The sequence below is a fragment of the Pseudomonas sp. TAA207 genome (genome assembly GCF_001529285.1).
GTDB classification, from domain to species: Bacteria; Pseudomonadota; Gammaproteobacteria; order Pseudomonadales; family Pseudomonadaceae; genus Aquipseudomonas; species Aquipseudomonas weihenstephanensis.
Genome location: NZ_LLWJ01000068.1, coordinates 208440 through 233504, shown reverse-complemented (window position 1 = coordinate 233504; position 25065 = coordinate 208440). Strand labels below are relative to the sequence as shown.

Genomic DNA, 25065 nt, shown 5'->3' with positions numbered 1-25065 from the left:
CGTGCTCGCGTCTACAACAGGCCGCAGGAGGGCTTGATCAGGCGCGAGCGCGCTTTGGCAGTACATCCTTGAGCTTGGCATGCATGCTGCGCAAGGTGCTTTCAGTGCTGGCCCAGTCGATACAGGCATCGGTGATCGACACGCCGTACTGCAAATCTTCAAGGTTTTTAGGAATCGCCTGGCAACCCCAGTTCAGGTGGCTTTCAACCATCAAACCGATGATGGACTGATTGCCTTCGACGATCTGGTTTGCAACGTTTTCCATGACCAGCGGTTGCAGTGCCGGGTCTTTGTTGGAGTTGGCGTGGCTACAGTCGACCATGATGTTGGGGCGAATCTTGGCTTTGTTCAGCGCTTGCTCGCACACGGCGACGCTGACCGAGTCATAGTTGGGCTTGCCATTGCCGCCGCGCAGCACGACGTGGCCATAGGCGTTGCCTTTGGTGGTCACAATCGACACGCCGCCTTCCTGGTTAATGCCCAGGAAGCGATGCGGGCTGGAGACCGACTGCAAGGCGTTGATCGCAACGGTCAGGCCGCCATCGGTGCCGTTCTTGAAGCCAACCGCCGAAGACAGGCCTGAAGCCATTTCACGGTGCGTTTGCGACTCAGTGGTACGCGCGCCAATGGCGGACCAGCTGATCAGGTCTTGCAGGTATTGCGGGGAGATCGGGTCCAGGGCCTCAGTTGCCGTCGGCAGGCCCATTTCGGCCAGGTCCAGCAGCAGCTTGCGGCCAATGTGCAGGCCGTCCTCGATCTTGAACGAGTCATCCAGGTACGGGTCGTTGATCAGGCCTTTCCAGCCCACCGTGGTCCGTGGTTTTTCGAAATACACGCGCATCACCAGGTACAGCGTGTCGCTGACTTCAGCGGCCAGTGCCTTGAGACGCTCGGCGTACTCATGGGCAGCCTTGATGTCGTGGATCGAGCAAGGCCCGATGACAACGAACAGGCGATGGTCTGTGCCATCCAGGATGTTGCGAATCACCTCACGGCCTTTGGTCACGGTCTGCAACGCGGTTTCACGCAGAGGCATCTCGCGCTTGAGCTGTTCAGGTGTGATCAGGGTTTCGTTGGAGGCAACGTTTAGGTCGTCGATCGGTAAATCAGCCATCGTGTTACTCGTCAGGTCACGGGTGCCGGCCGCCAGCGATCCCCGTGCGGCGGAGCACAGCATGATTGAGCGCAACGGGGAGCCGAACCTTAACGCGTTAAGCGGTTATCCGACAATGGGCACACGCAGGTTTAATCCAGCGCTGACTGCGCCAGTGCTCTGTCCAGCGTGGCTTGAGAGAATTCCACCGCGTTCAGGCTGATCCATTCCAGGGCCAGGGCTTCGATGTTGTCCTGAGGCGGGTTTTGTTGCTGTTGCAGCCGGTAATAGTGTTCGATCTGGCAGACCTGCTCACCCATGCGCGCGCCAAACAAGGTTTGGGGATCAGTGAAGGCAATACCGACGCGATAGCCAGGCGCCCGTTTTTCACACCAGGCGATATAGCCCGCGTAGTGAGCGTCGTTGCCCAGCGTAGGCATATGCATGTCGACCGCCGCGCCCCGCTTCCAGCCTCGATCACTGTTGCATGCGACGCCGCCCAGGCTGATAGAGTGCAGCTTGCGGCGGGAAAGGGCAGGGTGTTTACGGGGCGTTATCTCAGCGGGAATATCATCTGGGTGAGGTAGAAAACGACCCATGAACGCACACTCCAAGTGCCAGCACTTTGATATTGTTTTCCTCAGTATAGTGATTGAAATGGAACTGACTGACTTTGATGCGGACCAGCACCTTTTGAATTTGCCGGGTACATCGCTGGTGGTGTTTACCAGCGCCGGGTGTTCGAGTTGCCGGACCGCGCGGCGCCTGTTGCCGAGCATGACGTTGCCCCTCGATCGCCTGTGCTGGATCGATGCCGGTGAAAACGGCGGGTTGGTGGCCCGCTACGAAATTTTTCATCTGCCCACGCTGTTGGTGGTGCGCGACGGCGAGTTTTATGGCGAGTTGAAGTCGCGCTTGAGTGAAGGCGAGCTGGCACACCACATTCGCCTCGCCTTGATGAGTAAACCTGATGAACTGCCTTGAAGCGGTGGTTGATCAATTCTGAAAACTGGTGGAGGCGGCATGAGTAAAGGCTTGAAGGGCAAGTTGGTATTGGCCATTTCGTCGCGCGCACTGTTTGACTTGAGCGGAAGCCATCAGGTGTACCTGACCCAAGGCATTGAAGCCTATCGCCAATATCAGATCGAGCATGAAGATGAAGTGCTGGAGCCGGGGGAGGCATTCCCTCTGGTCAAAAAACTGTTGAGCTTCAATGCAAGCCTGGGCCGTGATCGCGTCGAAGTGGTGCTGGTGTCGCGCAACAGTGCCGATACCGGTTTACGCGTATTCAATTCGATTCAGCACTACGAGTTGGCCATTTCGCGCGCCGCCTTTTCGGGTGGGCGTAACCCGCACCCTTATCTCAACGCCTTTGGCTGTGACCTGTTCCTGTCCACCCACGCGGACGATGTCCGCAGTGCGCTGGATGCAGGGTTCGCCGCTGCGACGATTTTGGCCGGGGGCACGCGGCGTGCACAAAGCAATGAGCTGCGAATAGCCTTTGACGGTGACGCGGTGCTGTTTTCCGATGAAGCTGAGCGCGTCTATCAGGCGGGCGGCATTGAGGCGTTTCAGGTGCTGGAACGTGAGTCCGCGCGCAGCCCTTTAAGAGGCGGGCCGTTCAAAGGCTTTCTTGAGGCGCTCAACCTGTTGCAGCGTGAATTCCCTGACGATGCTTGCCCGATTCGTACAGCGTTGGTCACAGCGCGCTCAGCGCCCGCGCATGAGCGGGTGATTCGCACCTTGCGCGATTGGGATATCCGGCTGGATGAGTCATTGTTTTTGGGCGGGCTGGACAAGTCGGCGTTTCTGGAGGCCTTTGCCGCCGATGTCTTTTTCGATGATCAGGCGGGGCATTGCGAAAGGGCGCGCCAAGTCGTTGCCACCGGTCACGTGCCCCACGGCATCAGCAACCCATTGCGTGATTTGCCCGCCGACTGAGTGCAGCGATGTTAGCCATCGCACTTGCCATGGCGCTGCTAAGCTCAATCCATCTCGGCCATTCAGGCAGTCGGGGAGGTCGCATGATTCGCTCGATACTGTTTGCCACTGACCTCGGTATTTATGCGCCGGTGGTGATGCAGCACGCCTTGGGCATGGCACGCACATTCGGCGCTGACTTGTATGTCGTACACGCGGTTGAACCGATGGGATTGTTTGCAGAATCAGTGTTGCAAAGTTACCTCGATGAGCAGGCGTTCAATGACCTGCACCAATTGGGCATGAGCACCATGCTCTCGAACATCGAATCACGCGTACTGGACAGCCTTCGCGAAGAGTTGGGCGAAGGCGAGCAAGAGCTTGACCTGATTCGCTCGGTCAAGGTGATACAAGGCGAGCCAGCGCAGGTGATTTTACAGCAGTCGCAGAGCTTGTCGGTTGACCTGCTGGTGCTGGGCAGTCATGGCCAGCCTGCCGGGGGCATTACGCATTTGGGGCGTACAGCCGCGCGGGTGATCGAGTTGGCTCAAATGCCGGTCTACCTGGTGCCGCTTCTTCAGCGTCGACGTCGCACTGATGCATAAAGGGTGGGCGCCGCTAAAACGATAAAAAAGTTCTAGATTTATTCTTCTTACCTTCCATATAGTTATATACCGCCGCCGATACCCTTGGCGTCTATTTGCTTTGAGGGATGCATATGAAGCTTCAACAATTGCGCTACATCTGGGAAGTGGCGCACCACGACCTCAACGTTTCCGCCACTGCGCAGAGCCTTTACACCTCACAGCCGGGTATCAGCAAACAGATTCGCCTGCTTGAAGACGAGTTGGGCGTCGAGGTTTTTGCCCGTAGCGGCAAACACCTGACCCGCGTCACACCGGCCGGTGAACGCATCATCACCACGGCCGGCGAAATTTTGCGCAAGGTTGAAAGCATCAAGCAAATCGCCCAAGAGTTTTCTAACGAGAAAAAGGGCACGCTGTCGATTGCCACGACGCACACCCAGGCGCGTTACGCTTTGCCCCCTGTCATCAGCAATTTCATCAAACAATACCCGGATGTTTCGCTGCACATGCATCAGGGTTCGCCGATGCAAATTGCAGAGATGGCCGCTGATGGCACGGTTGATTTTGCAATTGCCACCGAGGCTCTGGAGTTGTTCGGCGATCTGGTGATGATGCCGTGCTACCGCTGGAACCGCTGCGTGGTGGTGCCGCAAGGTCATCCGTTGACCAAATTGCCAAAGCTGACCCTCGAAGCGCTGGCTGAATACCCGATCGTGACCTACGTGTTCGGCTTCACCGGCCGCTCCAAACTTGATGAAGCATTCAGCCATCGCGGCCTCACGCCCAAAGTGGTATTCACTGCCGCCGACGCCGACGTGATCAAGACCTATGTGCGCCTGGGTCTGGGTGTGGGCATCGTGGCCAAGATGGCCGTTGATACCCAGCTTGATAAAGACTTGGTAGTACTGGACGCCAGCGAACTGTTTGAGTCCAGCATCACCAAAATTGGCTTCCGTCGCGGTACTTTCCTGCGCGGGTTTATGTGCGACTTTATCGAAAAGTTTGCCCCCCACCTGACCCGCGAAGTCATGGCTAAAGCCATCCAGTGCCATAACAAGCAAGAGCTTGAGGACCTGTTTGAAGGGGTTGAATTGCCCGTGCATTAAGTGCTTGGAGCTACACGCGCTCTGCAAGGCTGCGGGTGAACTGTGCAACATTGCAGAGGCAGTTGGTCAGAGGCAAGGGTTCAGGTCGCACTTATCCTGAACCCCCGGTCTAGAGGGTTATTGCTGTGCGTTGCGTGTATGGCGGTATTCACTGATTGAGTCATAGACCGCCTTGCGCAGGCGATTGATACCACCAATCGGCCGGTGCGCCTCGATGCCATGCCACGGGCTGAACGACAGGTTGTCACAGGCCAGGTTTTGGCTCGGGGTGTCAAAGTCTTGCGCTGGCACGGTCACACGCGCCACCGTTTCAAACGGTGCATCCGATTCACGCCATTCGATACTGGTGTCTTCGATAGGCATGAATCGGTTGGCGTTCTGACGCTGAATTTGCAGCACGAAACACGCAGGTACACGGTCGGTCGACAGTTGCCGGGTCAGTGCGCTGCGCAAAAAATTAGGCAAGGCCTGGTTTTGCTCGGGCAGGGCATAGGCTGGGCAACTCTCAGGATCGGGCGCTACGCGGTACTTGGCGTTCACGCTGCCAAATTTGTAAGGCGATACCGAAAAGTAGGTGGTTTGAGTCGGGCTGGCCGGAGCCGGTGCCAGTGTGGCCAGGGCAATGAACAAGTGGCGAACTTGCCATTCCTTCGGGTTCCATGAAGGAAAAAACGCCATGACTTTTTTGCCGTCGGCCTGTGCGCCAATGTTTTGCCGGTACTCGGCCACATCGCTGACAAAGAAGTTGGGATGGTTGAACATCACAAAATCCTGTTCGTTGCGACCTTGCTGGCTCGGCATCAGTTGAGTGCCGGGTACTGCTTGCAGCTTGATCGCCATGCCCCGCGCATCACGAATGCTGTCGAACTGTGGATACGCATTGCCATTGGACAGGCGCATTACCGCTTGCCAGGTTTTGCCTGGTTCGGCAAACACCCCTTGGCGCAACGCCGGCTCAAGATCTGTCAGCACCTGAACCTCGGCTTTGACGCAGCCGTGGGCCTTGGCATGGGCATCGCGCAGGTAGCGGGTGTTTTCACGGTGTTGATCCACGATTTTGATCGCGGTCTGGATCGTGTCTTGAGTCATCGCGGCTTCACCCGCCGGGATTTCTTCCTGGGTAGACACCGGGCCTCGGTGTTGCCACGCGTACCAGCCGGTGGCCATTGCCCAGCCGATCAGACCCAGCGCGATCAACATCACAATCAACGTGCCCAGCCACGTGCCGAGGCGAAGCCAAAGTTTAGTCAGCATGTAAATATCCTTTTAGCCAAAGAGGCGGTGCGTGTAAGAGGGCACCTCATGGTGTGGGCAACTGTTGTTCGAGCGGGCTGCCCAAGACTTTCAAATACTCCAGCAGCGCCCAACGTTCCTCAGGTTGCAGCAGACGCCCGATGACGCCATTGCCGCGTGGCCCGGGGCGGAACTCGTGGCCGCTGTTGTGGTTGCCGCTGATACGGGTGTCGAGCACAAACCCGCCCTCAAATGCGGTGGTGCGATACCCCAGGTGGCGCGGGTCGTATTCAAACGTACCGCGATAAAAGGTCGGGTCCCGTTCGGACTGAGGTGACAGCAGTTGATAGAGGGTTGGCACCGATCCGTTGTGCAAATACGGCGCCGTGGCCCATATGCCATCCAGAGGCCGGGCTTTGTACGCGCGCACTTCCTGTACCGCAATCGGCAGGCCAAAACCATTGAGGCGGTCTTGCTCTTGCGCGCTGATCCCCGCTACGCCGTACGCATGCTTTTCAACAAACGCGGTGATGTAGGCCAGCCCTTTGGCCACGGACAATGCGTGCAAGTCCAACGGTTCGTCGGTCTCGGGAAACAGCGTCACGTTCATTTTGGCCAACTCGGTCGGGTCCCATTGCAGGGCGCTGACGTCATAGCGGTTATCGGCGATGTTGTTGGCGGTATTGGGGTCCGTCCCGATGAACTCAAGCGGGATGACCTTGAGTTGTTGTACCCAGCGGCCATTTTCATCCTTGACCTGCGGGACGTGGCACCCCGCACAATTTTCAGCAAACAGGGCACGGCCTTTGGCCGCCAGAGGGCGATCTACCTGACCAAAAAGCGCTTCAGGCCACGCCGGTGGTTTAAGCTTTTGCAGGGTTTGTTCGATCACATGCAAGTCATGCACGCGCACGCTCGACGGATAGCGAGCGTCACCTTGCAGCGGCTGGCCGTGGCTGTCGAAGAAGTTCAGCGTTGCACCTACGCCCAGTGCTTCGCCGATGTTGCGCGCCATAGGCTGTTTGGCCGAGGCGTTCCATTGCACCCAGTCGAATGTCCACATATCCCACAGATGCGGGTAATCGACTGGCGCGTTCGCGATGCGGTAGTTGTCCGGGGAAATAGCGTCACCAAAGCTTGCGTTGGCAATGCGCCCGAAAGCATCCGTACGGCCGGGGCCTTCCTGTGTGGGGTACAGGCCGCGATGGGTGTCGTTCCAGGCCACCGCGAGGAAGTTGTCCAGTGAGGCTTTGAACTCGCTGCGCAGTTGAGTGTGCTGCGCCTCATAGTCGTCACCCAACACGGTGCGTGCGAAGCGCTCAAATTTCCACGGGTTGTAGTAGGTGGCTGCCAGGCTGGCGACCAGTGCTTGCCCAAAACTGCCGCCGCGCAAGGTGGGTACGCTTGAAGGCAGGACGTGTTGCGCCGGAGCGCCATCAATGCGCAGCGCCTGGCCGTTGTAATGCAGTTCACCGGTGTGGCAGGCCGCGCAGGTGATGTCCAGATACTGGACGTCGCTGCCCGGGTTGGTGTGACGCGTAAAGCCTACGGGCAAATTGCCAGGGTTGGCGACGCTGGCTTTTTGTTGCGGCTCCACCAGAAACCCGAAGCGCGCCAAGTACTCAGGGGCTGCAAACGGTTGCTTGGAAAACGGCAGCTCCAGCGCGCTGAACCAGTTATAGCGCAAGCCTTTCACTTGCGTGCCTTGGGGCGTGTAGTAGTAGGTCTGGCGGTCGGCCTGGCTCCATTGATCAAGGTAATGCAGTTGTTGCGGCGCTTTATAGGTCGGTAATTTGGGGTTGGCAGTGAAATACACAATCAGGCCAAGCAACCCTCCCAGGGCCACCAGCAGTACCAGCAAAACACGGTAAAACAGACGCACAGTCATGCTCCTTATAAGATTTTTCACACTCTTATGCCTTAGCTCATGTCTGTCATCAAGTGGCCATAAGTTCCCTCTGAATAATCCAGGCCAGGCTTGACAGGTGCCCAGATGTGTTAGCAAAAGTTACGCTGAATATGAATTGTGTTTTAAGCGTGAACTTCTGCGCCATTTACCGCTCTCATGCCGGTAGCCATTGGTCGCGGCCGCCTGATAAGCTCGCGGCTTTATTCGATTGCCCATTTGGCGCATGAACAAGGAAATAGCATGAAACAGCATCGGTTGGCGGCAGCTGTGGCTCTGGTAAGCCTGGTACTGGCGGGTTGTGATTCGCAGACCAGCGTAGAGCTGAAAACTCCGGCGCAAAAAGCTTCTTATGGCATTGGCCTGAACATGGGCAAGAGCCTGGCTCAAGAGGGCATGGATGATCTGGACTCCAAAGCCGTTGCTTTGGGCATCGAAGATGCCGTGGGTAAAAAAGAGCAAAAACTTAAGGATGACGAGCTGATCGAAGCTTTCTCTGCCCTGCAAAAGCGTGCAGAAGAGCGCCTGACCAAGATGAGCGAAGAAGCGTCATCTGCGGGTAAAAAATTCCTCGAAGAAAATGCCAAGAAAGCCGGTGTGACCACCACAGCTTCTGGCTTGCAGTATGAAGTGATCAAAAAAGCCGACGGCCCTCAGCCTAAGGCCACAGACGTGGTGACCGTTCACTACGAAGGCAAGCTGATTGACGGCAAGGTGTTCGACAGCTCCGTTGAACGCGGCAGCCCGATTGATTTGCCAGTGAGCGGCGTGATCCCGGGTTGGGTTGAAGGCTTGCAACTGATGCACGTCGGCGAGAAGTACAAGTTGTACATTCCTAGCGAACTGGCTTACGGCGCACAAAGCCCAAGCCCGGCCATCCCGGCGAACTCGGTGTTGGTATTCGATCTGGAACTGTTGGCCATCAAAGACCCGGCCAAAGCTGAGCAAGAAACTGCACCGGCAGCCCCTGCCAGCAAATAAGCGGTTCTGGCTTCACGTAACGCCCCGTCTCGACGGGGCGTTTTCGTTTCTGTAGTTCTATTCCTACGCGCCTGATGAACCCGATGCAGACTATTACTTCACCCGTAATCCTCTGTCGCTAGTGGTTGCTGACTGCCAAGTCAATGAATTTATGGGTTTTTTTATGTGTGTAAAAAACGCCCGATCTGAGCGCAGCCCTTATGGTGCGGGGCTTTCAGCGATGAAAATCAGCTCTGTTCACAAGGTTATCCACAATTTGTGTGGATAACATTTGTCATTCTTCGGGCTGTTTATCCTCACTCAATGATTTTTTCCTACGCAAGATCAAAAACCCCAGAGACCTTATCCGCTGTTAGGATTAAGCTTCTAAGGAAAGTTCCGACTCGATTTACTTAAAAGTCTGACGGGGTTTAGTAATGGATCTTCAAATTATCAAGCGCAATGGTGAGCCCGAGTACGCGGTTTTGTCATGGGAAAGCTATCAGGCACTCCTCACAGCGGCGGGTCTTAATCAGCCGTCGGCCCCTGTTGAGCCAATACCGGCGCCCTCCACCGAGCAGGTGCTACCAGGGCTTGATCAATTGCGCACTCTGCGCGAAGCCAAGGGGCTGGCGCTTGAAGCGTTGGCCCGTACGGTAGGCATCAGCCCGTCTTACCTGAGCATGATTGAAACCGGAGAGCGAAAGCCCGACAGCGCCATCAGTCGCAGCCTGGGTTGGGAACTTGGCATTGCCGGGTGGAGGGACGCGTCATGAGCGTACGCATCAGTCGTCAACATTGGGAAGGTTTACTGACTGAGCTTGACCAGGCGCGTCGACAGCGCCACTTGCTGACCTATCGCGCGTTGCTGGAGCGTTTGCAACTGCCCAGTCCAGCCATGTTGACCCTGACCGCTGCGCTTGAGCATTTGGCAGCCCTGGACGCCAAATCGGAACAGCCGCTGCGCAGCTCGCTGGTGATCAGCCAGGGAGCCAGCCGCTTGCCGCGCACTGGTTTTTTTGAATGTGTTGAGCGGCTAGGACGTTTTAGCGGGCCGCCTGATGGTATTGCAGCGGCTTCATGGCACGCCTCCGAGGTGGTCCGCGTTTTTGAGTACGCTTATGAACACGAGGAGGCTTGAGTGGTGTGGCGTCTTAAGGCGCGCTTAAGCTACTGGGTGGCGCGCAAGTTGTTCCACTGGCCGTGGTGTGTACGCCAGCCACGGCTGTGGCGCTGGATGGAGGGTCAATTCGCGCGCATGGCGAACTTGGGCGATACCGATGCTCAAAGCTTCTATGGGCACATTCTGGCCTTTCGCGGGCAAGGGCTGGGCGCCAAGCAGGAGGGTGTGCGCTTGTTGCGACTGGCAGGTCTGGCGGGCGATGGCAAAGCAGCGTATCAAGTGGGCGCTTTCAGCCTGGCGGGCAGCGTGAATAAAGCCCCGGATGCTGCTGAAGCGGTTCGCTGGTGGACGATGGCCGCCAAGGCGGGTCATCCGCTGGCGTCCATCAAGCTGGTGGAGTTATATCAGCAGGGCGGCCCAGGGTTGATGCCGGATCCCGATCTGGCACGGCGCTACCAACGCGACGCGAATTAAGTCAGCTCAGTGACCAATAAAAAGGGCGGATCGCATAATGCGACCCGCCCTTTTTACATTGAGTGAACGCCGGTGTAGTCGCTAAGGCGCTTAGCGACGCGACGGGTTCTGTTTTAGCGTTTGGCCACCTGACCATTAAGCTTGAGGTAGTCCAACAGAATCCGCCCGGTTTCACTCAGGTAGGCGTCATCTTCCGGTTTGGTCTTTTCAGGTTCTACCGGCAGGGCGTCTTCGTCTTCTTTCTTCATTTCTTTGAGTGGCGCTTCACCTTTGGCCTTGCGACGGGCGTTTTCCATCGCCAGTTGCTTGGCTTCAATGTCTGCATGTTGCGCGCGGCGCTCAGCTTCATTGAGGCTGACGGTCTTCTCACTCATCAGCTTTTCGGCCAACGCCAGCTTGTCACGGATAAAGATGAACTCGGCATCTTTGGCCGTGCGCGCATCATGATCAGCCTTGAGCTGAGCAATGAATGGCTTGAACGGGTCAGAAGCAGGTTTGATGGCCGGGCGGATGGTGTCCCACGGCATGGCTTCAGGCAGTGCGCTTTCGCCGATTTCCTTGGTGTCGATGATCGACGGGAAGGCGACGTCAGGCAGGACGCCCTGGTGCTGGGTGCTCTGGCCGGAAACCCGGTAGAACTTGGCCAGGGTCAGTTTCAGTTCGCCATGATTGAGCGGCTGAATGGTTTGCACTGTTCCTTTGCCGAAGGTCTGACCGCCGATGATCAGTGCGCGGTGATAGTCCTGCATGGCACCGGCAAAAATTTCAGAAGCCGAGGCTGACAAACGGTTAACCAACAGTGCCATCGGGCCTTTGTAGAACGCGCCAGGGTTTTCATCTTCAAGGACATCGACTTTGCCGTCGGCATTACGCACCAGCACGGTTGGGCCTTTGTCGATAAACAGGCTGGTCAGTTCTGTCGCTTCCTGCAACGAACCGCCACCGTTGTTGCGCAAGTCGATGATCACACCGTCGACTTTTTCTTTCTGCAATTCGGTCAGCAGTTTTTTAACGTCGCGGGTGGTGCTCTTGTAGTTCGGATCACCGGCACGGAATGCTTTGAAGTCCAGATAGAACGCCGGGATTTCAATCACGCCCAGTTTGTAGTCTTTGCCATCCTGTTTCAGGTTGAGAATCGACTTTTTCGCCGCTTGCTCTTCAAGCTTCACGGCTTCACGGGTGATGGACACGATTTTGCTGGTCTGGTCATTTGGCGCGTTGCTGGCCGGAATCACTTCCAGGCGCACCACAGAGCCTTTAGGGCCGCGAATCAGCTTGACCACTTCGTCCAGGCGCCAGCCGATCACGTCGACCATCTCTTTGTCGCCTTGGGCAACTCCGACGATTTTGTCCGCCGGGGCCACTTGCTTGGTCTTGTCGGCAGGGCCTGCCGGCACCAGACGCACGACCTTCACCTGATCGTTATCGCTTTGCAACACGGCGCCGATGCCTTCCAGCGACAGGCTCATGTTGATGTCGAAGTTTTCCGCGTTATCGGGTGACAGATAGTTGGTGTGCGGGTCGTAAGACATGGCGAAGGTATTGATATACGCCTGGAAGATGTCTTCGCTGCGCGTCTGATCGAGGCGCGAGAGTTGATTCTTGTAGCGCTTGGTCAGCAGTTCCTGAATTTTTGCAGGCTCTTTGCCAGCAATTTTCAGGCGCAGGACTTCATCCTTGATGCGTTTGCGCCACAGGTCATTGAGTTCGGCTTCGGTTTTGAGCCACGGTGCGTCCTTGCGGTCGATCTCCAGCGCTTCTTTTGCGTTGAAGTCGAACGAATCGACGCCCTTGTTCAGTTCGGCAAGGGCAAAGTCCAGACGCGATTTGACACGGTCCAGATAGCGCTTGTAGATCGTGAAGCCAGGGTTGAGGTCGCCGCTTTTGAGGAAATCGTCAAATTGGGTTTTCCATTTGTCGAATTCGGCTATATCGCTGGCCAGGAAATAACTGCGCGAAGGATCGAGCAGCTTCAGGTAGCTGTCATAAATGATCGCGGAACGCGCGTCATCCAGTGGCGGCTTGCTGTAATGATGGCGTTTGAGCAGCTCAACAACGTTAAGACTGGCAATTACCTCATCACGATCGGGCTGAAGGTTATCCCAACTGTTAGCGGCGAATGTATTGGCCGACAGCGGCAAAACGCCGAGGCCAATGAATAGGGCGAGTGCGGTGCTAGGGAATAAATGCTTCATGCTGATTCGACGCGGGGGCAATTGATAACGCATATTAGGCCGTCTTTGAAGTCGCCGGTTCCATCAAGGACCGGTCGCATAATGCAAAAAGCCCGGTGCTTCAGCGCCGGGCTCAGTCCAGACTCACTATGGAGGCACTGTGAAAGCATTGCAAGGCGTTGAAGGTCAGGTGAAGTGGCTAGAAGAGCCAAGTCCTACCTGTGATGCAGGACAAATTCGGATTCGTGTGGCGGCAGCGGGGCTTAATCGTGCCGACCTTTTACAACGTGCGGGGCTGTATCCGCCACCACCGGGGGCGAGCCAAGTGTTGGGGCTTGAGTGCTCCGGGATCGTCAGCCAAGTAGGACCTGGCTCGTCATGGCAGGTCGGCGACCGCGTATGCGCGTTGCTGGCCGGGGGCGGCATGGCTGAAGAAGTAGTCGTGGATGCGCGCCATGCGCTGGCGGTGCCAGAAGGTTTGTCTCTGGTTGAAGCGGCAGCTGTGCCAGAGGTCTACAGCACCGCGTGGCTGAACCTGTTCCAGCTCGCGGGCCTGCGCCCCGGTGAAAAAGTGCTGTTGCACGCTGGGGCAAGTGGTGTTGGATCAGCGGCTATTCAGCTGTGCAAAGCGTTTGGCAGCCCGTGCTGGGTGAGTGTGGGGTCTGAGGAGCGACTGGCATATTGCCAATCCTTGGGCGCTCAGGGTGGGGTAGTACGCACCGAGGGGATTGATGCGCTGGGCGCATTTGGCCCCTTCGATGTCATCCTCGATCCGGTGGGCGCCAATTACGCTGCCAACAACCTTAAGCTGCTGAATCTGGATGGCCGTTGGGTGCTGATTGGCCTGATGGGCGGGCGCAATGCGCAACTGGATTTGGCCCAAGTGCTGGCCAAGCGGGTGCAATTGCTGGGTTCGACGTTACGCAGCCGCGATGATCAGTTCAAGGCGCAACTGTTAAGTGACTTGAACCAACACGTGTGGCCCTTGTTTACAGAGGGTCGCTTGAGCCCGCAACTGGCCAAGACCTTCCCGGTAGAGCAGGCAGAAGCCGCGTTTAATGAGCTGGCGGACAATAACGTGTCAGGCAAGTTAGTGTTAGTGATTGATAGAACACTTGTTTAATAGCCTCTCGTTCTATAAGCCAGTTTAATCAAACAGTGGGGGCGGCCAGCGCCCCTCTTCTGCACCTGGTGAATACCCATTCCCAATGCCCGCCACTCGTAAAATGAGTTAATACCGCCGTTAGCCCGTTAGCCCGTTAGCCCGCCAGCCTGTCATTTCTGACAGTAGACACAGCCTTTCAATAAGAGTGCAGTAGCACTGTGCTCAAAGTGCAAAACGTGGCTGCATTTAGGGTTATCGCTTCTAGCAAAGACTTGTGGGTCTACGTTGTCATCCTGCGTGTTAACTATATGTGATCAAAACATGACTAGAAAAATTGAGACTTTATTGGGTGCTTCTGATACGGACCTCGTACCGTTAGTAGAGCTGAGCGTTCCCGTAGTAATTGATCCTGATGATCCGGTCGGTTTACTTCCCAGTGGCTCTGACACAAAAGACCTGGAGGTGTTCATTGATTCGCTTTGGCCAAACCCGGCCAGGGCGCCTTTTTATGATGTGGTCAAATGGTATTGGGCCGAGTATAAAACAGAGCCTGCCGACGAGAACAATTTGGCGGGGAGTCGAACGCTTGCCGGGGATATTGATCCAAGTTTGTTTCCCTTGAAGTTGGTGTACGACCAACGATTTCTGCAAACGGACGGGCCGTTTGAGGTCTGGTACACCGTCACCAGTTCTTTCAGTGGTGAAACCGTATCTTCTTTTGCAAGGACGTTGACTGTCGACTCACAAACACCCGGTGAGGATAGGCAAGGCGAAGCACTTGTTCCGCCTGCCGATCTGGGGGGGGTGATTACTGATGCTTATCTGCAGGCGCATGGCGATACAGTTGAATATACACTTCCGTTGCCCCTCTATAACGGTGCGCGAGACCTGGATGTGGTGGCGTTGTATTGGTTCGAGAGCATTCCTGGTGTAGGCCTTCCCGTCGCTGAAGTGACGGTGTATCAAGCGGATATCGATGCCAATCTTATTAAAGTTATTTTGCAGGGGGATGTGATTCGCGCCCCCATGAAAAACGGAACGTTCTATGCGGCTTACAAACTAAGAGACCGCGCCGGTAATGAGTCGTTAACCATTTCCAGAGAGATCAGTGCTGTGGTGGCGTTGACACCCTGGCCCAGCGTGCTGCCGCCGCCCAGGGTTCCTTTACATGAGGACGATGCACTGATTCACCGAGCGGATGCTCGCGCGGGCGTAAAAGTAGTCATAGATTGGATCGTCGATATTCAACCGGGGGATGTTATTGCGTTTGATTGGGATGGCTTCGCACTGTTAGAGGTGCCCGCTGTTTTTCCGTTGTCTGTGCTTGTGCCATGGAGTGCGCTGACAGCTAAAGGGGTAGGTCCACTGAGCGCGTCGGTCAGTTATAAGTTGCGCCGTGGCTCAACGTCAAAGGTATCGCCCTCTACTGTAGTGAACATTGATTTTACCGTCGCAGGTCAAGATCACCCCGGTGCGCCAGCCTTGGTGAACCCTCTGCTGGATCGGGTCGAGGTGATGGGTGAGTCTGGAATACCCAACGAACTCAGGGCCACTGACAAAGCGTATCCGGTGAAGGCGAGCGTACAGCTGTATCAAAGCCCAGTCGCTGGGCAGATACTCAATCTTTACTGGGGGGCGTGGCCCGAGATCGCCGCCACTTATACCGTGCAGCCTCGTGATCAGGCGGGGCAGAGCGTATTTTTCACGGACGTCCCCTGGCACATTATTGATGCCGATCCCCATAATCTTGCGTTACCGGTGTATTACACCACCAGTAATAACGTAAACCAGCAGTCCTCATCCAATACGCTGGTTAAAGTTCAGGTTGTCACGATTGACGATCTGTCAACGCCCAAGTTTCCTGGGGCTGATAAATGGGGTTACATCAATTGCACCAGTCTAGAAAAGCCATGGGACGGGATCCGGATCAATATTGAGTTCAATGGCGGTTATTTTGAGCTAGCTGATGAAATAACCGTCTTTTGGCAGGGGTGTAATAACTTTAATGGCACCGATCCAATCGCAGGCACTGAAAAAGTTATTAGCCTACGAGTGCTACACACACACCTCGTCTTAGGGTATGCAGAGGTGATAGTTGGCCCTTATGAGCCGCATATTAAACCCATGGTGGAGGGGTCGGGGCTGGTGTACTACACCCTTTCGAAAACAGATGGGCGATTCGGTGAATCCGCACCGGACTTTGTAAAAATTACCCGGGCCGTTCCTGGAGGAGATCCCTGCGAGCCGCCGAGCAGCACAAAGGGGTAATGAATATCTACGTATGCCCGGCTGCCTGCTCGCGTATTCATAGTTGGCACGTTTGACCGGTATCACTAACAAGTCTCATTGTTTGGAGGTCTGTTCAGTTTTAAAGGTTGAACTTTATAAGCACGCAACGTGCCGTTGTTGCTCGGTTGTTACATGGCGTATTTCGCAGGTTTCCAGAGAGTGTGTTGATTGTCTAAGTAGCACTTTCTGAATGCGGGGTGACTCCATGTGCGGGATTCACAGATTCAGCAGTAACGCATTCAGCAGTTCATGCTGATGCAGACGGTGTGCAAAAGGTTGTTTGATACCTTTGTCTGGTATGTATTTTTAGTGTTGACGGCAGGTGAGGTGTCTTGAATGTAAAGGGCGAAATCTGGAAGTGACGGGGCAATGCGCAAGGCCGCTTGTTATTGAAGGTGGTCGATTAAGTTGGTTTTATTCTTTCGTTTCGTGGAGATCAAAACAGTGAAAAAAACTCAGAATACGCTGACCTCTCAGCAAGCACGCGAACGCTACAGCCATTGGCTTAGAAATCGTACTGCCGCCGATAGCACGCTCCGGGCTGATGACAACCTGCCGCTTCCCACGTTTCCAGAATATTTCTATTGGCCTGAGCAGCCTGAGTATGACGGTCTGCTTCCTGTCGCTCATCAAAACCAGGATTTAATTATTAATGTGCCCGCATGGCCTTTGGGTGCTGCCGCGCCTATTTTTGAAGATCTCTTGACGATTGAGTGGAAATATCGTGAGGAAGCAGATTTTAAAACAATTATTACTTTGCCGCAGCCTGGGCCTAACTTGCCTACAGATCCAGATGTTCAAGTAACTATCCCGAAATTTTTCTTTCGGGATAACGGTGTGTTTGATATGCGCTATCGAGTGACTGGTTCTAACGGCACCAGTGACAGTTCCTTGGTGCAATCGATCACGCTGGATAGGATTGCGCCCAATTACGGGCATGAACCAGATCAGTTGTCATTTGTTGAACCCGACGCTGAAGCTGGCGATATAACGCAGGCTTATTTAGACGCCCATGGGGATATGTTGAAGGTTAGCATACCCGATTATTTGCAGGCCAAAGAGGGTGACACGGTACAAGTGTTTCTTGAGGGGAGCGATCCTGATCCCGCCGGTATCCCGGCTTATGAGGGGGATATTTTTATAGATCCTCGTGAAGTTGATATTCCAGGCAGTCGCATTCGACGAGTGCCGGACGGCCCGCTGTTTATCAGGTATCGTCTGATTGACAAGATTGGTAATGCCAGTCCGAGATCGTCGGCCAAAGTTTCTTACTTAGCCATTAAACCATTGCCCACAGGCCCGTTAGAGGCTCCGCGTATTTATCTGGCAGAAGATAACTCTACGCTGATCAATATGGCGGATGCAGCAATGGGGGTTAACGTTTACATAAAACGTTACCCGAATTGGTCTCCAGTGGATGATATCGAGGTGAGTTGGGGGGGGGAGGTTCGTGCACTTTTCTCGGTCGGCCAAACCTCCGCCGATCCTATTGAAATTCCGATACCCTATGCGATTTTGAAAGCGGCGTATGGTGCAACAACCCTTGGAAACAAAATTACGACTGTAAAATACTCGGTGATTCGAGGCAGTAACCGTGTTGATTCTCTTGAAACCATTATCAATGTGGATCTTTCACTGCCCGGCCCGGTTAACCCTGATGAACCAAGTCCGGTCAACCCCGATTTGCCTCTGGTGACGGTGCGCGGGGGAGGGGGGGCTCCGGAAGATAACAAGTTGCTTGCCTCGGATATTGGTCTTTCAGCGATTGCATTGGTAAATCTCTATGATCCGGTCGAGGTGGGTCAGCGTATGGAGCTTTATTGGGGTAGTCTTGAACTTCCCGTTGCGACCTATGACATTCGAGCCGCCGATGTTCCGGGGCAATCGGTGTCTTTTATCATTCCCTGGAGTGACATAGAAACAGAACCGGGCAGTTCAACCCTTCCTGTGTACTACAAAATACGTCTTATTTCTGGCGGGGGTGATGCCAATACGCAGCAGTCGGCTAATCGGCTTGTCGATGTCACCGGGGCTTTACCGCTGTCCTTAGGTAACCCTGAATTCCCCGATCAGGGTATGACATCTGGGAGTAACCCACTACCAGTACTTAACTGCAGGTCTTATATCAGTGATGGCTCAGGTGATTACTACGTTCGGGTAAAAATCCCAGGGAATGCACCACTTCTAAAAGGCGGCGATACCGTCAGTGTTATTTGGCAACCCTATAGTGACTATACGGCGACCACGCCCGTCGACTCTGGCAGGCTGGTACTGCCGAATAAAGTACTGACAAATAATGAAGCGATCAACGGGTATGAAATTCAGATTAAACCTTATGCCACCCATATTGAAGTAGTGGGTAACTTCGGTGCTGTAAAAGTCAGTTATACGGGCACGCCGGTTGGAGGTAGCCCTATTCCCGGGGAAGCGACAATTTACGCGTCTTCTACCAGTCCAGCTGGCCCGTGCTACATAATAACGCCGTAAATGTATAACCAGGCGTCTTAAATTAAGGGGGCTGTACGCCCCCTTTTCATTCACAGGCAATTTGTGCGTATTCATTAGGCGGTATTTTAAGTAGTGAGCTTTTGAGTGGCTTGGTTCAATAAAGCTTCGTCACAATGTATGTATGTTTCTGTCGATGATGACAAAGACAAATGTAGGCGTTTTCCTACATGCATACAGGGTTTTTACTACATTGGGCGAACAGCTTTGTCAGTACTCTAGCGCACTTACGCTTGGCCTGACTTATTTGTGTTGATTTGAGAGGGCCTGCTCGTAACTTTACTACTAAACTTTAAGGAGTGCCTGCATGGGTATCTTACGGACTTCACGGTGGTTCCCCTCTGTATTAGTTCCTCATAGCGTCTTGCTGGGCTTTTTTATATTGGCGAGCCCCTCAGTCGGTGCTGTGGTCATCGAAAATGGCGCGGTGGTAACGTTAAATCCCGCAGTGCCTGCAACCAATTACACACTTAAAACAGGGGCCACGCTCAATATACAGGGTGCTACCACGAATGAGATTCGTTCTGATGCGTCAACCCTGAATATTGCAACGGGTAATACTGCAGCACTCTACGGCAGCAATAATTCGAACTTTACGATCAGTGGTGCAACCGTTACGGCGGCGCCGGGAAGTACAGCAGGCATACAGTTGCTCAATAGTGAAGCCACTATAACCGCGGGTAGCACTGTGATCAGTGACCGTATTGGTTTGTTGGCGCAACAGAGTGCAGGGCAAGACAAAGGCTCAACGTTCAACGTTTTTGACAGCACGATTATCGGCACTACAGCAGGTGCTCAAGCGTCAGCTTTTAGTACGCTGAATTTTACCAATTCACATGTGCAAGCCACGGGAGAGGGCAGCGCCGGGATTATTGTTTTCAGTTCAGATGTCACGGCTAAAGGCAGCACTATCATTGGCGAGGCCAATGGCATCCAGATTTATTCCAACGGTTCCCTCTCGCCCAGAGCTGGCCATGTGGTCCTGGACGGGACATCGGTTGAAGGTAAAACCGACTCGGCGATTGTTGTGAATGGATTTGATCTTGATGGCACCGATATCCAGCTGGATATTCTTAACGGCTCAACGCTTCACGCCGGTAACAATATCTTGCTGGATGTTACAGGTGGCGCTTTAGCGACGATGAATGTGCAAGACAGTGTCTTGAACGGCAATATACAGATTGCAGGCGACAGTACTGGCAATTTGAATTTTACGCATGGCTTCTTGAACGGAGACGTCAGTGCCGAAGCCGGTAGTACAGCGCGTATTGCCTTGGACCAAGCCTCTGTATTTACGGGCAATGTGGATAATGTCGAGCGTATTGCCATCAGTAATGCTTCGCGTTGGAACATGATGGGCGACAACACCGTGGGTGAGTTGGCACTACAAAACGGCACCGTTGATTTTGGCTCAAGCGCGCCTGGAACCTTTTACCAGTTGAATATTGGCCAACTTTCAGGCCAAGGCACATTTGTCATGGACGTGGATATGGCACAAAATCTGGGCGACAAGCTCAATGTGACAGGAGATGCCACCGGCAACCATAGCCTGCTGGTCACTGCGACAGGGGCTGATCCAGTGACCGACCCGGCCAACCTGACGTTGGTGCATATTGCGTCTGGTGATGCAACGTTTGGGCTGGCCAATGCGGCACCCCGCGTTGATCAGGGCACGTACTCCTATGCGCTTGAATCAAAGGCTGATGGCGCTGGCGGCACAGAGTGGTATTTAGGGGCTAACAAAAAAATCAGCCCTAGCACAAGTTCGGTGTTGGCTCTGTTCAACACGGCACCGACTGTTTGGTACGGTGAGCTGAGTTCGTTACGCAGTCGTATGGGGGAGTTGCGTTTCGATGGTGGCCGGTCAGGTTTCTGGATGCGTTCGTACGGTAACAAGTTCAATGTCTCTGAAAGCACAGGCCTGGCTTACAAACAAACTCAGTACGGTTTCTCGTTGGGCGCCGATGCTCCCCTGCCAATCGGTGATGGGCAGTGGTTGGTCGGGGTGTTGGGGGGGACCAGCAAATCGGACCTGGACTTGAGTCGTGGTACTTCGGGCACAGTAAAAAGCTACTACGTAGGTGCCTACACCACCTGGCTTGATCAAAGCAGCGGCTATTACGTCGATGCTGTGCTCAAGTTCAACCGTTTTAACAACGAGGCCAAAGTTTCCATGAGTGATGGCGTCCGCGCCAAGGGCAGCTACGACAACGTAGGTCTGGGGGCATCTGCTGAATTCGGTCGGCACATCAAGCTGGATGATGGTTATTTCATCGAACCCTTTGCCCAAGTTGCGGGTGTTGTGATTCAGGCCAAGGACTACGATCTGGATAACGGGATGGAAGCTGAAGGTGATCGTACACGTTCATTATTGGGCAAAGCGGGTATGACCGCAGGGCGTAACGTGGCATTAAAAAATGGGGCCATAGTTCAGCCTTATATTCGGGCAGCCATGGTTCATGAGTTCGCCAAAAACAATGAAGTTCAGGTGAATAACAACGTGTTCAACAATGACCTGTCGGGTTCACGCGCCGAGTTCGGGGCGGGTTTGGCAGTGTCAGTTACGAGCAACCTGCAAGTGCATGCCGACTTTGATTATGGCAACGGTAAAAATATCGAACAGCCATGGGGGGCTAATGTCGGGTTGCGCTACAGCTGGTAATCAGTGCTCGGCTTAGCTTAATGGCTGTTTGAGAACACGTGCGCATCACGGGTATCTCCTTAATAACCTCAATCTCCCTGACTGTGGAGATTGAGGTTTTTTTATGGGGGGAGGGGAAGTGGGACATGTTTAATAAACGCCTCGGATGAGGCGTTCAGGGGCAGTGTGGGTTTATTTTTTCAAGTACAGTGCTTCCCACTTAACAAAGTCAAAGTAAGCGAAGGTGGAACCGTTCAGTAAGTTGTAGGCCCAATACTTTTTAGGGAAGAAGAGCGCCTCGTCTGAGGTCCAGAGTGGTCCGCCAAAGGGAAAACCACTTCCCCCGAACGTTTGGTAAATCCTGGACATGTCGCCGCGCGACGGTAACCAGCCTCCTTTTGACTGCGCGAATCGGGTTAATGAGGGTTGTGATCCACTCCCTGCATACAGGATCTGGGTGACACCTGAAACGATGACGCGATAGGTTTGCCGCTGTCCCGCTCTGTCCTGCACAGTAATGTTGGATTGCCCGTTGCCGAATGCACGGACGTACCCGGAGCTGGAGTCGACTTTCGCAACGTCTGTATTGGATGAGTAATAGGTGTAAGGGGGAACACCGCTGCTGGGGGTGCGAGTCAGTGAGTTGCCGGAGCCGTGCTGAGATTGAACCTGTCCTTGCGGGAAAATATAAATATGCCCGGACAAACGTGCGTCACCGTTATCGATGACGAGTGGCGGCGTGGCCACTGAGATAGTAAAAGCCCGTGCGGCTGAAGTAAGGCCACTCCCGTACAGCGCTTTGGCTGTGATGCTATGGGATCCCGTAGCCAGCCCTGGCAGTGAATAGATCCAGTTTGCGTTTGAGTCTACGTTTGCCACTCCCTTGGTCGTGGCGCCATCAAAGATCTCCACTTTCTCACTTGGCATTGCCGTGCCGGCTGCTGTGAAACTGGTAGACGTCGTTGTACCGCCGTTGGGGATTTCTGTTCCTCCCGAATCCTTGACTGAGCTGATGAGAGGCACTATTTGGACGGTCACGGTAAAGGTCCACGGTGCAGAGGATAAGGCGTTGCCATACAACGCTTTTGCCGTGAGGCTGTGCGCCGTCGAGGCCAGTCCGTTGAGTGTGTAAGTCCAAATACCAGCGGCGTTAACGTTTACTTTGCCCTTGGCGGTGCTGCCATCGTAGATTTCCACGCTTTTACTGGCCTCTGCACGGCCGTTTACTGTCACGCTGGTGTCGCTGGTGCTACCGCCATTGGCGATAGCTACCCCGCTAGAATCCCTGACTGAAGAGATCTGTGGTACGACTTCGTCTGTGACGGTGAATGACCAGACGGCTGAAGTGGGTTGGTTATCGTAGAGGCCTTTGGCGGTGATGTTGTGCACTGCCAGGGTCAGCCCGCTAAGTGTGTACACCCATTCTCCGGCACTAGTTACGAGGGCCTGGCCCAAAGATTTTATGCCATCGAAAATTTCAACCGTTGCACCCGCCAATGCTGTGCCAGCCAGTCTTAGCTGGGTTTGCGTCGTGGCCCCACCATTAGGGATCTCCAGATTATTTGAATCCCTGAGCGAGGTAATGGCAGGAAAAACCGGCTCCTCGATGGTGAGCGTCCACGGCAAAGAGATCAATTGCTCGCCATACAGCCCCTTTGCGGTAAAGCTGTGGCTGGACACGCTTAGCGTGCCCGGTTCCAGGCTCCATTTTCCTGATGGTTCAACGGCGGCTTCACCCAGTGAGTTGGCACCGTCGAACACTTCAACTTTGAATCTGGCGCGGCCTGTCCCAAACACTCTCAGGTGTGTGTCGCGGGTGGTGCCACCATTGACGATATCTGTGCCGTTAGAGTCCTGGACCGAAGCAATGATGGGGGCTTTATCTGATTCCACTCTCAAGTGCAAAGTAGCGGAGTAACGGTATAACCCATTGCTGGCTTGCAGCACGTTGTAGCGAACTTTGGCACCTACATCTCGGCTGGCCTCAATGTATGAGTACGGCACGTGAAAGCCCACAGGTTTGCCAGCAGATCCTATCGTGATGGGTATCCAGTCGCTGACGGTTCCTTCTGGCGAAAAAGAGGTCCAATAGTAGGTCACGACATCGCCTGGCTCAGTGCCCAGGTAATTAATCCGTACATCCGCACCGTTGGGGACCCACTCAGGTTCTAGTACATCATCAGGCGCCTGTTCAACTTTTGGGGCAGGCAATTCCTGACGTAATTCGCCCACGTTTATCAGTAAATGGTCCGATTTGCTGGTACCGAATGTCTGCACACGATCATCGTTGAAGGCGGTATACGATAAATCCAGTTTCCCGTTTGCCAGGCCTGTGAAGTGTTCAGGTTCCACATACAGGGTGAGGACTTTGCCTGCCTCGTTACTGGTCACGGAGTGCTGGATTTCATGAACATACGGGTTACCGCTGGCGGTGGTGCCCAGCCAGATGACGTCGAGAGTGTCGCCGGCTTTGATCAATTGCGACGCAGGAATTTGTACCGTTGCCCAATTATTCGAGGGTTCCAGAGTGTCCCCGACGACTTCAAGAATAGAGGGCGCGGCCAACGGATTAGTCTCACCGATGACTTTGGCGAAGGCCCTTTTTGAGGAGACGGGCGGATCGCCATTGCCTCGCATGACCATATAAGAGGCCACGGCGGACCCTTTGATAATGTCTTTGATTTTGGCGTTAGGCACCCTCGCGTCAATGACGGAGGGGATATTGAAACCGTCAAAGCGTTCTTCGTGAGGGACGATAGCGCCATTCATGGATGTCCCTAGCCAGCTCATGATGACTGAATCGCCGGGGCCGAAATCACTGGCGCGAACAACGATTTGAACAATCACATCCGCCGTACCAAGCTGTTCGAAATCAATGATGCCGGCCGCGTTGACATTCTTGATGATGGGCGCATCAAGGCGCCAGCCGCCGGCCTCCACTGCCACCTTGGTGTTTTTCGACCAGTCCTCGGAGAAATTCCACACCTCGTCGAATACTTGATACTCCACGAGCAGCTGGTTGGTATCGCCTGCGGAGAGAATCGTTTGTTGATCGACTAATACAGTGACTGGTGCAGTACCGGCGGCTTCTGCTGGCGTGATTGGCCGACGTAGAAAAACAGTTCCCCATTTCAATTGCACGGTATCGCGGCGGAATCTCCCGGGATAGTTCTCTATCACGACGGGTACGCCTCTGCTGGCCCATTCGGCGCTGACCCCGTTGTCGATGACATCCTGGGGCAGCCCCGGCTTCTTCAATTTTGAATGTCCGGGAAGATGTGGATCGCCGTCTGGGCCGCCGGGCAAATCGAGCTTGACCAGTAAGGTGAGGGGGATGGAGTCTTCGGGAGGTGTTGTGGGGTTAACGCGGTTCAGCGTGTAATACACATCGTCTATCAGGCCGGGTACGATTTTGTCTTCTGGCAGATAGAGAAACAGTCGCGTATCAACTTCGGAGGCACTCACCCGCCGCGTGGCGATCTTGTTACCTGCGCCCCAGTAAATATCAATACTGTCGTTGGTGCTCATCATGTTGTAGGGGTCAATCGCGCAGAGCAGGCCGAACGAACTGCCATAAACCACACTGTGTCCTATCCCGCCATCAGCATCCACGACCGGTCTAGCCAAACCTGAAATCAGGATCGGGCGCAACGTAAGTGTCGAGTTGTCCTGGTTTACAGGCGGGAACAGGCGAGTTGTAAATCGAGTCATTGTCTTATCCTCGAGGCGATGTTTTTGTGTTGCGCTCTGAAGTGGACTTAGGTGTGAACTAACGCCTGAGTCCTGTTGGCGTTGTTGTGCAGCCAGGCACAGGAGGGGGGGAGCTTCCAATCATGGTTATGGCCTCCCGCTGTAAACGAGAGGTACAGCAGATAGTCGTGATGCCACTGCTTGATCGCGCAATTGAAATAATACGCAGGGTTCAATCACGCACCCAGACGAGCATCTG

Annotated in this window: 18 protein-coding genes; 12 read left to right on the top strand and 6 right to left on the bottom strand. The window is 54.4% G+C overall.

The window, feature by feature from the left end:
- Positions 1-37: 37 nt before the first annotated feature.
- Positions 38-1114 (bottom strand): 3-deoxy-7-phosphoheptulonate synthase, encoded by a 1077-nt coding sequence (locus tag AP059_RS15485; protein ID WP_059764364.1) that lies wholly within the window; start codon positions 1112-1114, stop codon positions 38-40.
- Between the two features lie 131 nt (positions 1115-1245).
- Positions 1246-1692, bottom strand: coding sequence for a PilZ domain-containing protein (locus AP059_RS15480; protein ID WP_059764286.1), 447 nt, complete (start codon positions 1690-1692; stop codon positions 1246-1248).
- On the opposite strand from AP059_RS15480, the gene AP059_RS15475 reads away from it, so the two are divergent.
- The 4 genes from AP059_RS15475 (at position 1691) to cysB (ending at position 4706) form a co-directional block, all read left to right on the top strand.
- Positions 1691-2077 (top strand): thioredoxin family protein, encoded by a 387-nt coding sequence (locus AP059_RS15475; RefSeq protein ID WP_059764284.1) that lies wholly within the window; start codon positions 1691-1693, stop codon positions 2075-2077. The genes AP059_RS15480 and AP059_RS15475 overlap by 2 nt on opposite strands.
- A gap of 39 nt (positions 2078-2116) precedes the next feature.
- Positions 2117-3034 carry a 5'-nucleotidase gene (locus AP059_RS15470; RefSeq protein WP_059764282.1) on the top strand — a complete coding sequence of 306 codons (918 nt, stop codon included), beginning with the start codon at positions 2117-2119 and terminating at the stop codon, positions 3032-3034.
- Positions 3035-3117: 83 nt separating this feature from the next.
- Complete coding sequence (locus AP059_RS15465; RefSeq protein WP_048398855.1) at positions 3118-3618, top strand: universal stress protein; 501 nt, start codon at positions 3118-3120, stop codon at positions 3616-3618.
- Positions 3619-3731: 113 nt separating this feature from the next.
- Positions 3732-4706 carry an HTH-type transcriptional regulator CysB gene (cysB, locus tag AP059_RS15460; protein WP_048365233.1) on the top strand — a complete coding sequence of 325 codons (975 nt, stop codon included), beginning with the start codon at positions 3732-3734 and terminating at the stop codon, positions 4704-4706.
- Positions 4707-4823: 117 nt separating this feature from the next.
- Here cysB and AP059_RS15455 read toward each other — a convergent pair whose 3' ends face one another.
- Together AP059_RS15455 and AP059_RS15450 are read right to left on the bottom strand one after the other, a co-directional pair.
- The gene (locus AP059_RS15455) at positions 4824-5960 is read right to left on the bottom strand and encodes a catalase family protein (protein WP_059764280.1); all 1137 of its coding nucleotides are present in this window, start codon (positions 5958-5960) and stop codon (positions 4824-4826) included.
- A gap of 46 nt (positions 5961-6006) precedes the next feature.
- Positions 6007-7821, bottom strand: coding sequence for a di-heme-cytochrome C peroxidase (locus AP059_RS15450; protein WP_059764362.1), 1815 nt, complete (start codon positions 7819-7821; stop codon positions 6007-6009).
- A gap of 267 nt (positions 7822-8088) precedes the next feature.
- On the opposite strand from AP059_RS15450, the gene AP059_RS15445 reads away from it, so the two are divergent.
- The 4 genes from AP059_RS15445 (at position 8089) to AP059_RS15430 (ending at position 10402) form a co-directional block, all read left to right on the top strand.
- Positions 8089-8826 carry an FKBP-type peptidyl-prolyl cis-trans isomerase gene (locus AP059_RS15445; RefSeq protein WP_048365236.1) on the top strand — a complete coding sequence of 246 codons (738 nt, stop codon included), beginning with the start codon at positions 8089-8091 and terminating at the stop codon, positions 8824-8826.
- A 416-nt stretch (positions 8827-9242) separates the two neighbouring features.
- On the top strand, positions 9243-9581 hold the full coding sequence (locus AP059_RS15440) for a helix-turn-helix domain-containing protein (protein ID WP_059764278.1): 339 nt from the start codon (positions 9243-9245) through the stop codon (positions 9579-9581).
- Positions 9578-9946 carry a hypothetical protein gene (locus AP059_RS15435; protein WP_048365238.1) on the top strand — a complete coding sequence of 123 codons (369 nt, stop codon included), beginning with the start codon at positions 9578-9580 and terminating at the stop codon, positions 9944-9946. The genes AP059_RS15440 and AP059_RS15435 overlap by 4 nt, the downstream gene beginning before the upstream one ends.
- The gene (locus AP059_RS15430) at positions 9947-10402 is read left to right on the top strand and encodes a sel1 repeat family protein (protein WP_059764276.1); all 456 of its coding nucleotides are present in this window, start codon (positions 9947-9949) and stop codon (positions 10400-10402) included.
- Between the two features lie 113 nt (positions 10403-10515).
- Here AP059_RS15430 and AP059_RS15425 read toward each other — a convergent pair whose 3' ends face one another.
- The gene (locus tag AP059_RS15425; RefSeq protein ID WP_165599943.1) at positions 10516-12597 is read right to left on the bottom strand and encodes a carboxy terminal-processing peptidase; all 2082 of its coding nucleotides are present in this window, start codon (positions 12595-12597) and stop codon (positions 10516-10518) included.
- A gap of 139 nt (positions 12598-12736) precedes the next feature.
- Between AP059_RS15425 and AP059_RS15420 the strand changes: the two genes are divergently transcribed.
- From AP059_RS15420 to AP059_RS15405, 4 genes are all read left to right on the top strand, one after another.
- Positions 12737-13699: an NAD(P)H-quinone oxidoreductase gene (locus AP059_RS15420; protein WP_059764272.1), complete on the top strand. Its 963-nt coding sequence runs from the start codon at positions 12737-12739 to the stop codon at positions 13697-13699.
- A gap of 303 nt (positions 13700-14002) precedes the next feature.
- A complete protein-coding gene (locus AP059_RS15415; RefSeq protein ID WP_059764270.1) occupies positions 14003-15949 on the top strand; it encodes a hypothetical protein in 1947 nt (648 codons plus the stop codon).
- 429 nt (positions 15950-16378) lie between these two features.
- Positions 16379-18457 carry a hypothetical protein gene (locus AP059_RS15410; RefSeq protein WP_059764268.1) on the top strand — a complete coding sequence of 693 codons (2079 nt, stop codon included), beginning with the start codon at positions 16379-16381 and terminating at the stop codon, positions 18455-18457.
- Positions 18458-18782: 325 nt separating this feature from the next.
- Complete coding sequence (locus AP059_RS15405) at positions 18783-21137, top strand: autotransporter outer membrane beta-barrel domain-containing protein (protein ID WP_082706818.1); 2355 nt, start codon at positions 18783-18785, stop codon at positions 21135-21137.
- Between the two features lie 171 nt (positions 21138-21308).
- Here the strand turns inward: AP059_RS15405 and AP059_RS15400 are convergent, their stop codons facing one another.
- On the bottom strand, positions 21309-24827 hold the full coding sequence (locus AP059_RS15400) for an Ig-like domain repeat protein (protein WP_059764264.1): 3519 nt from the start codon (positions 24825-24827) through the stop codon (positions 21309-21311).
- Between the last annotated feature and the right edge of the window lie 238 nt (positions 24828-25065).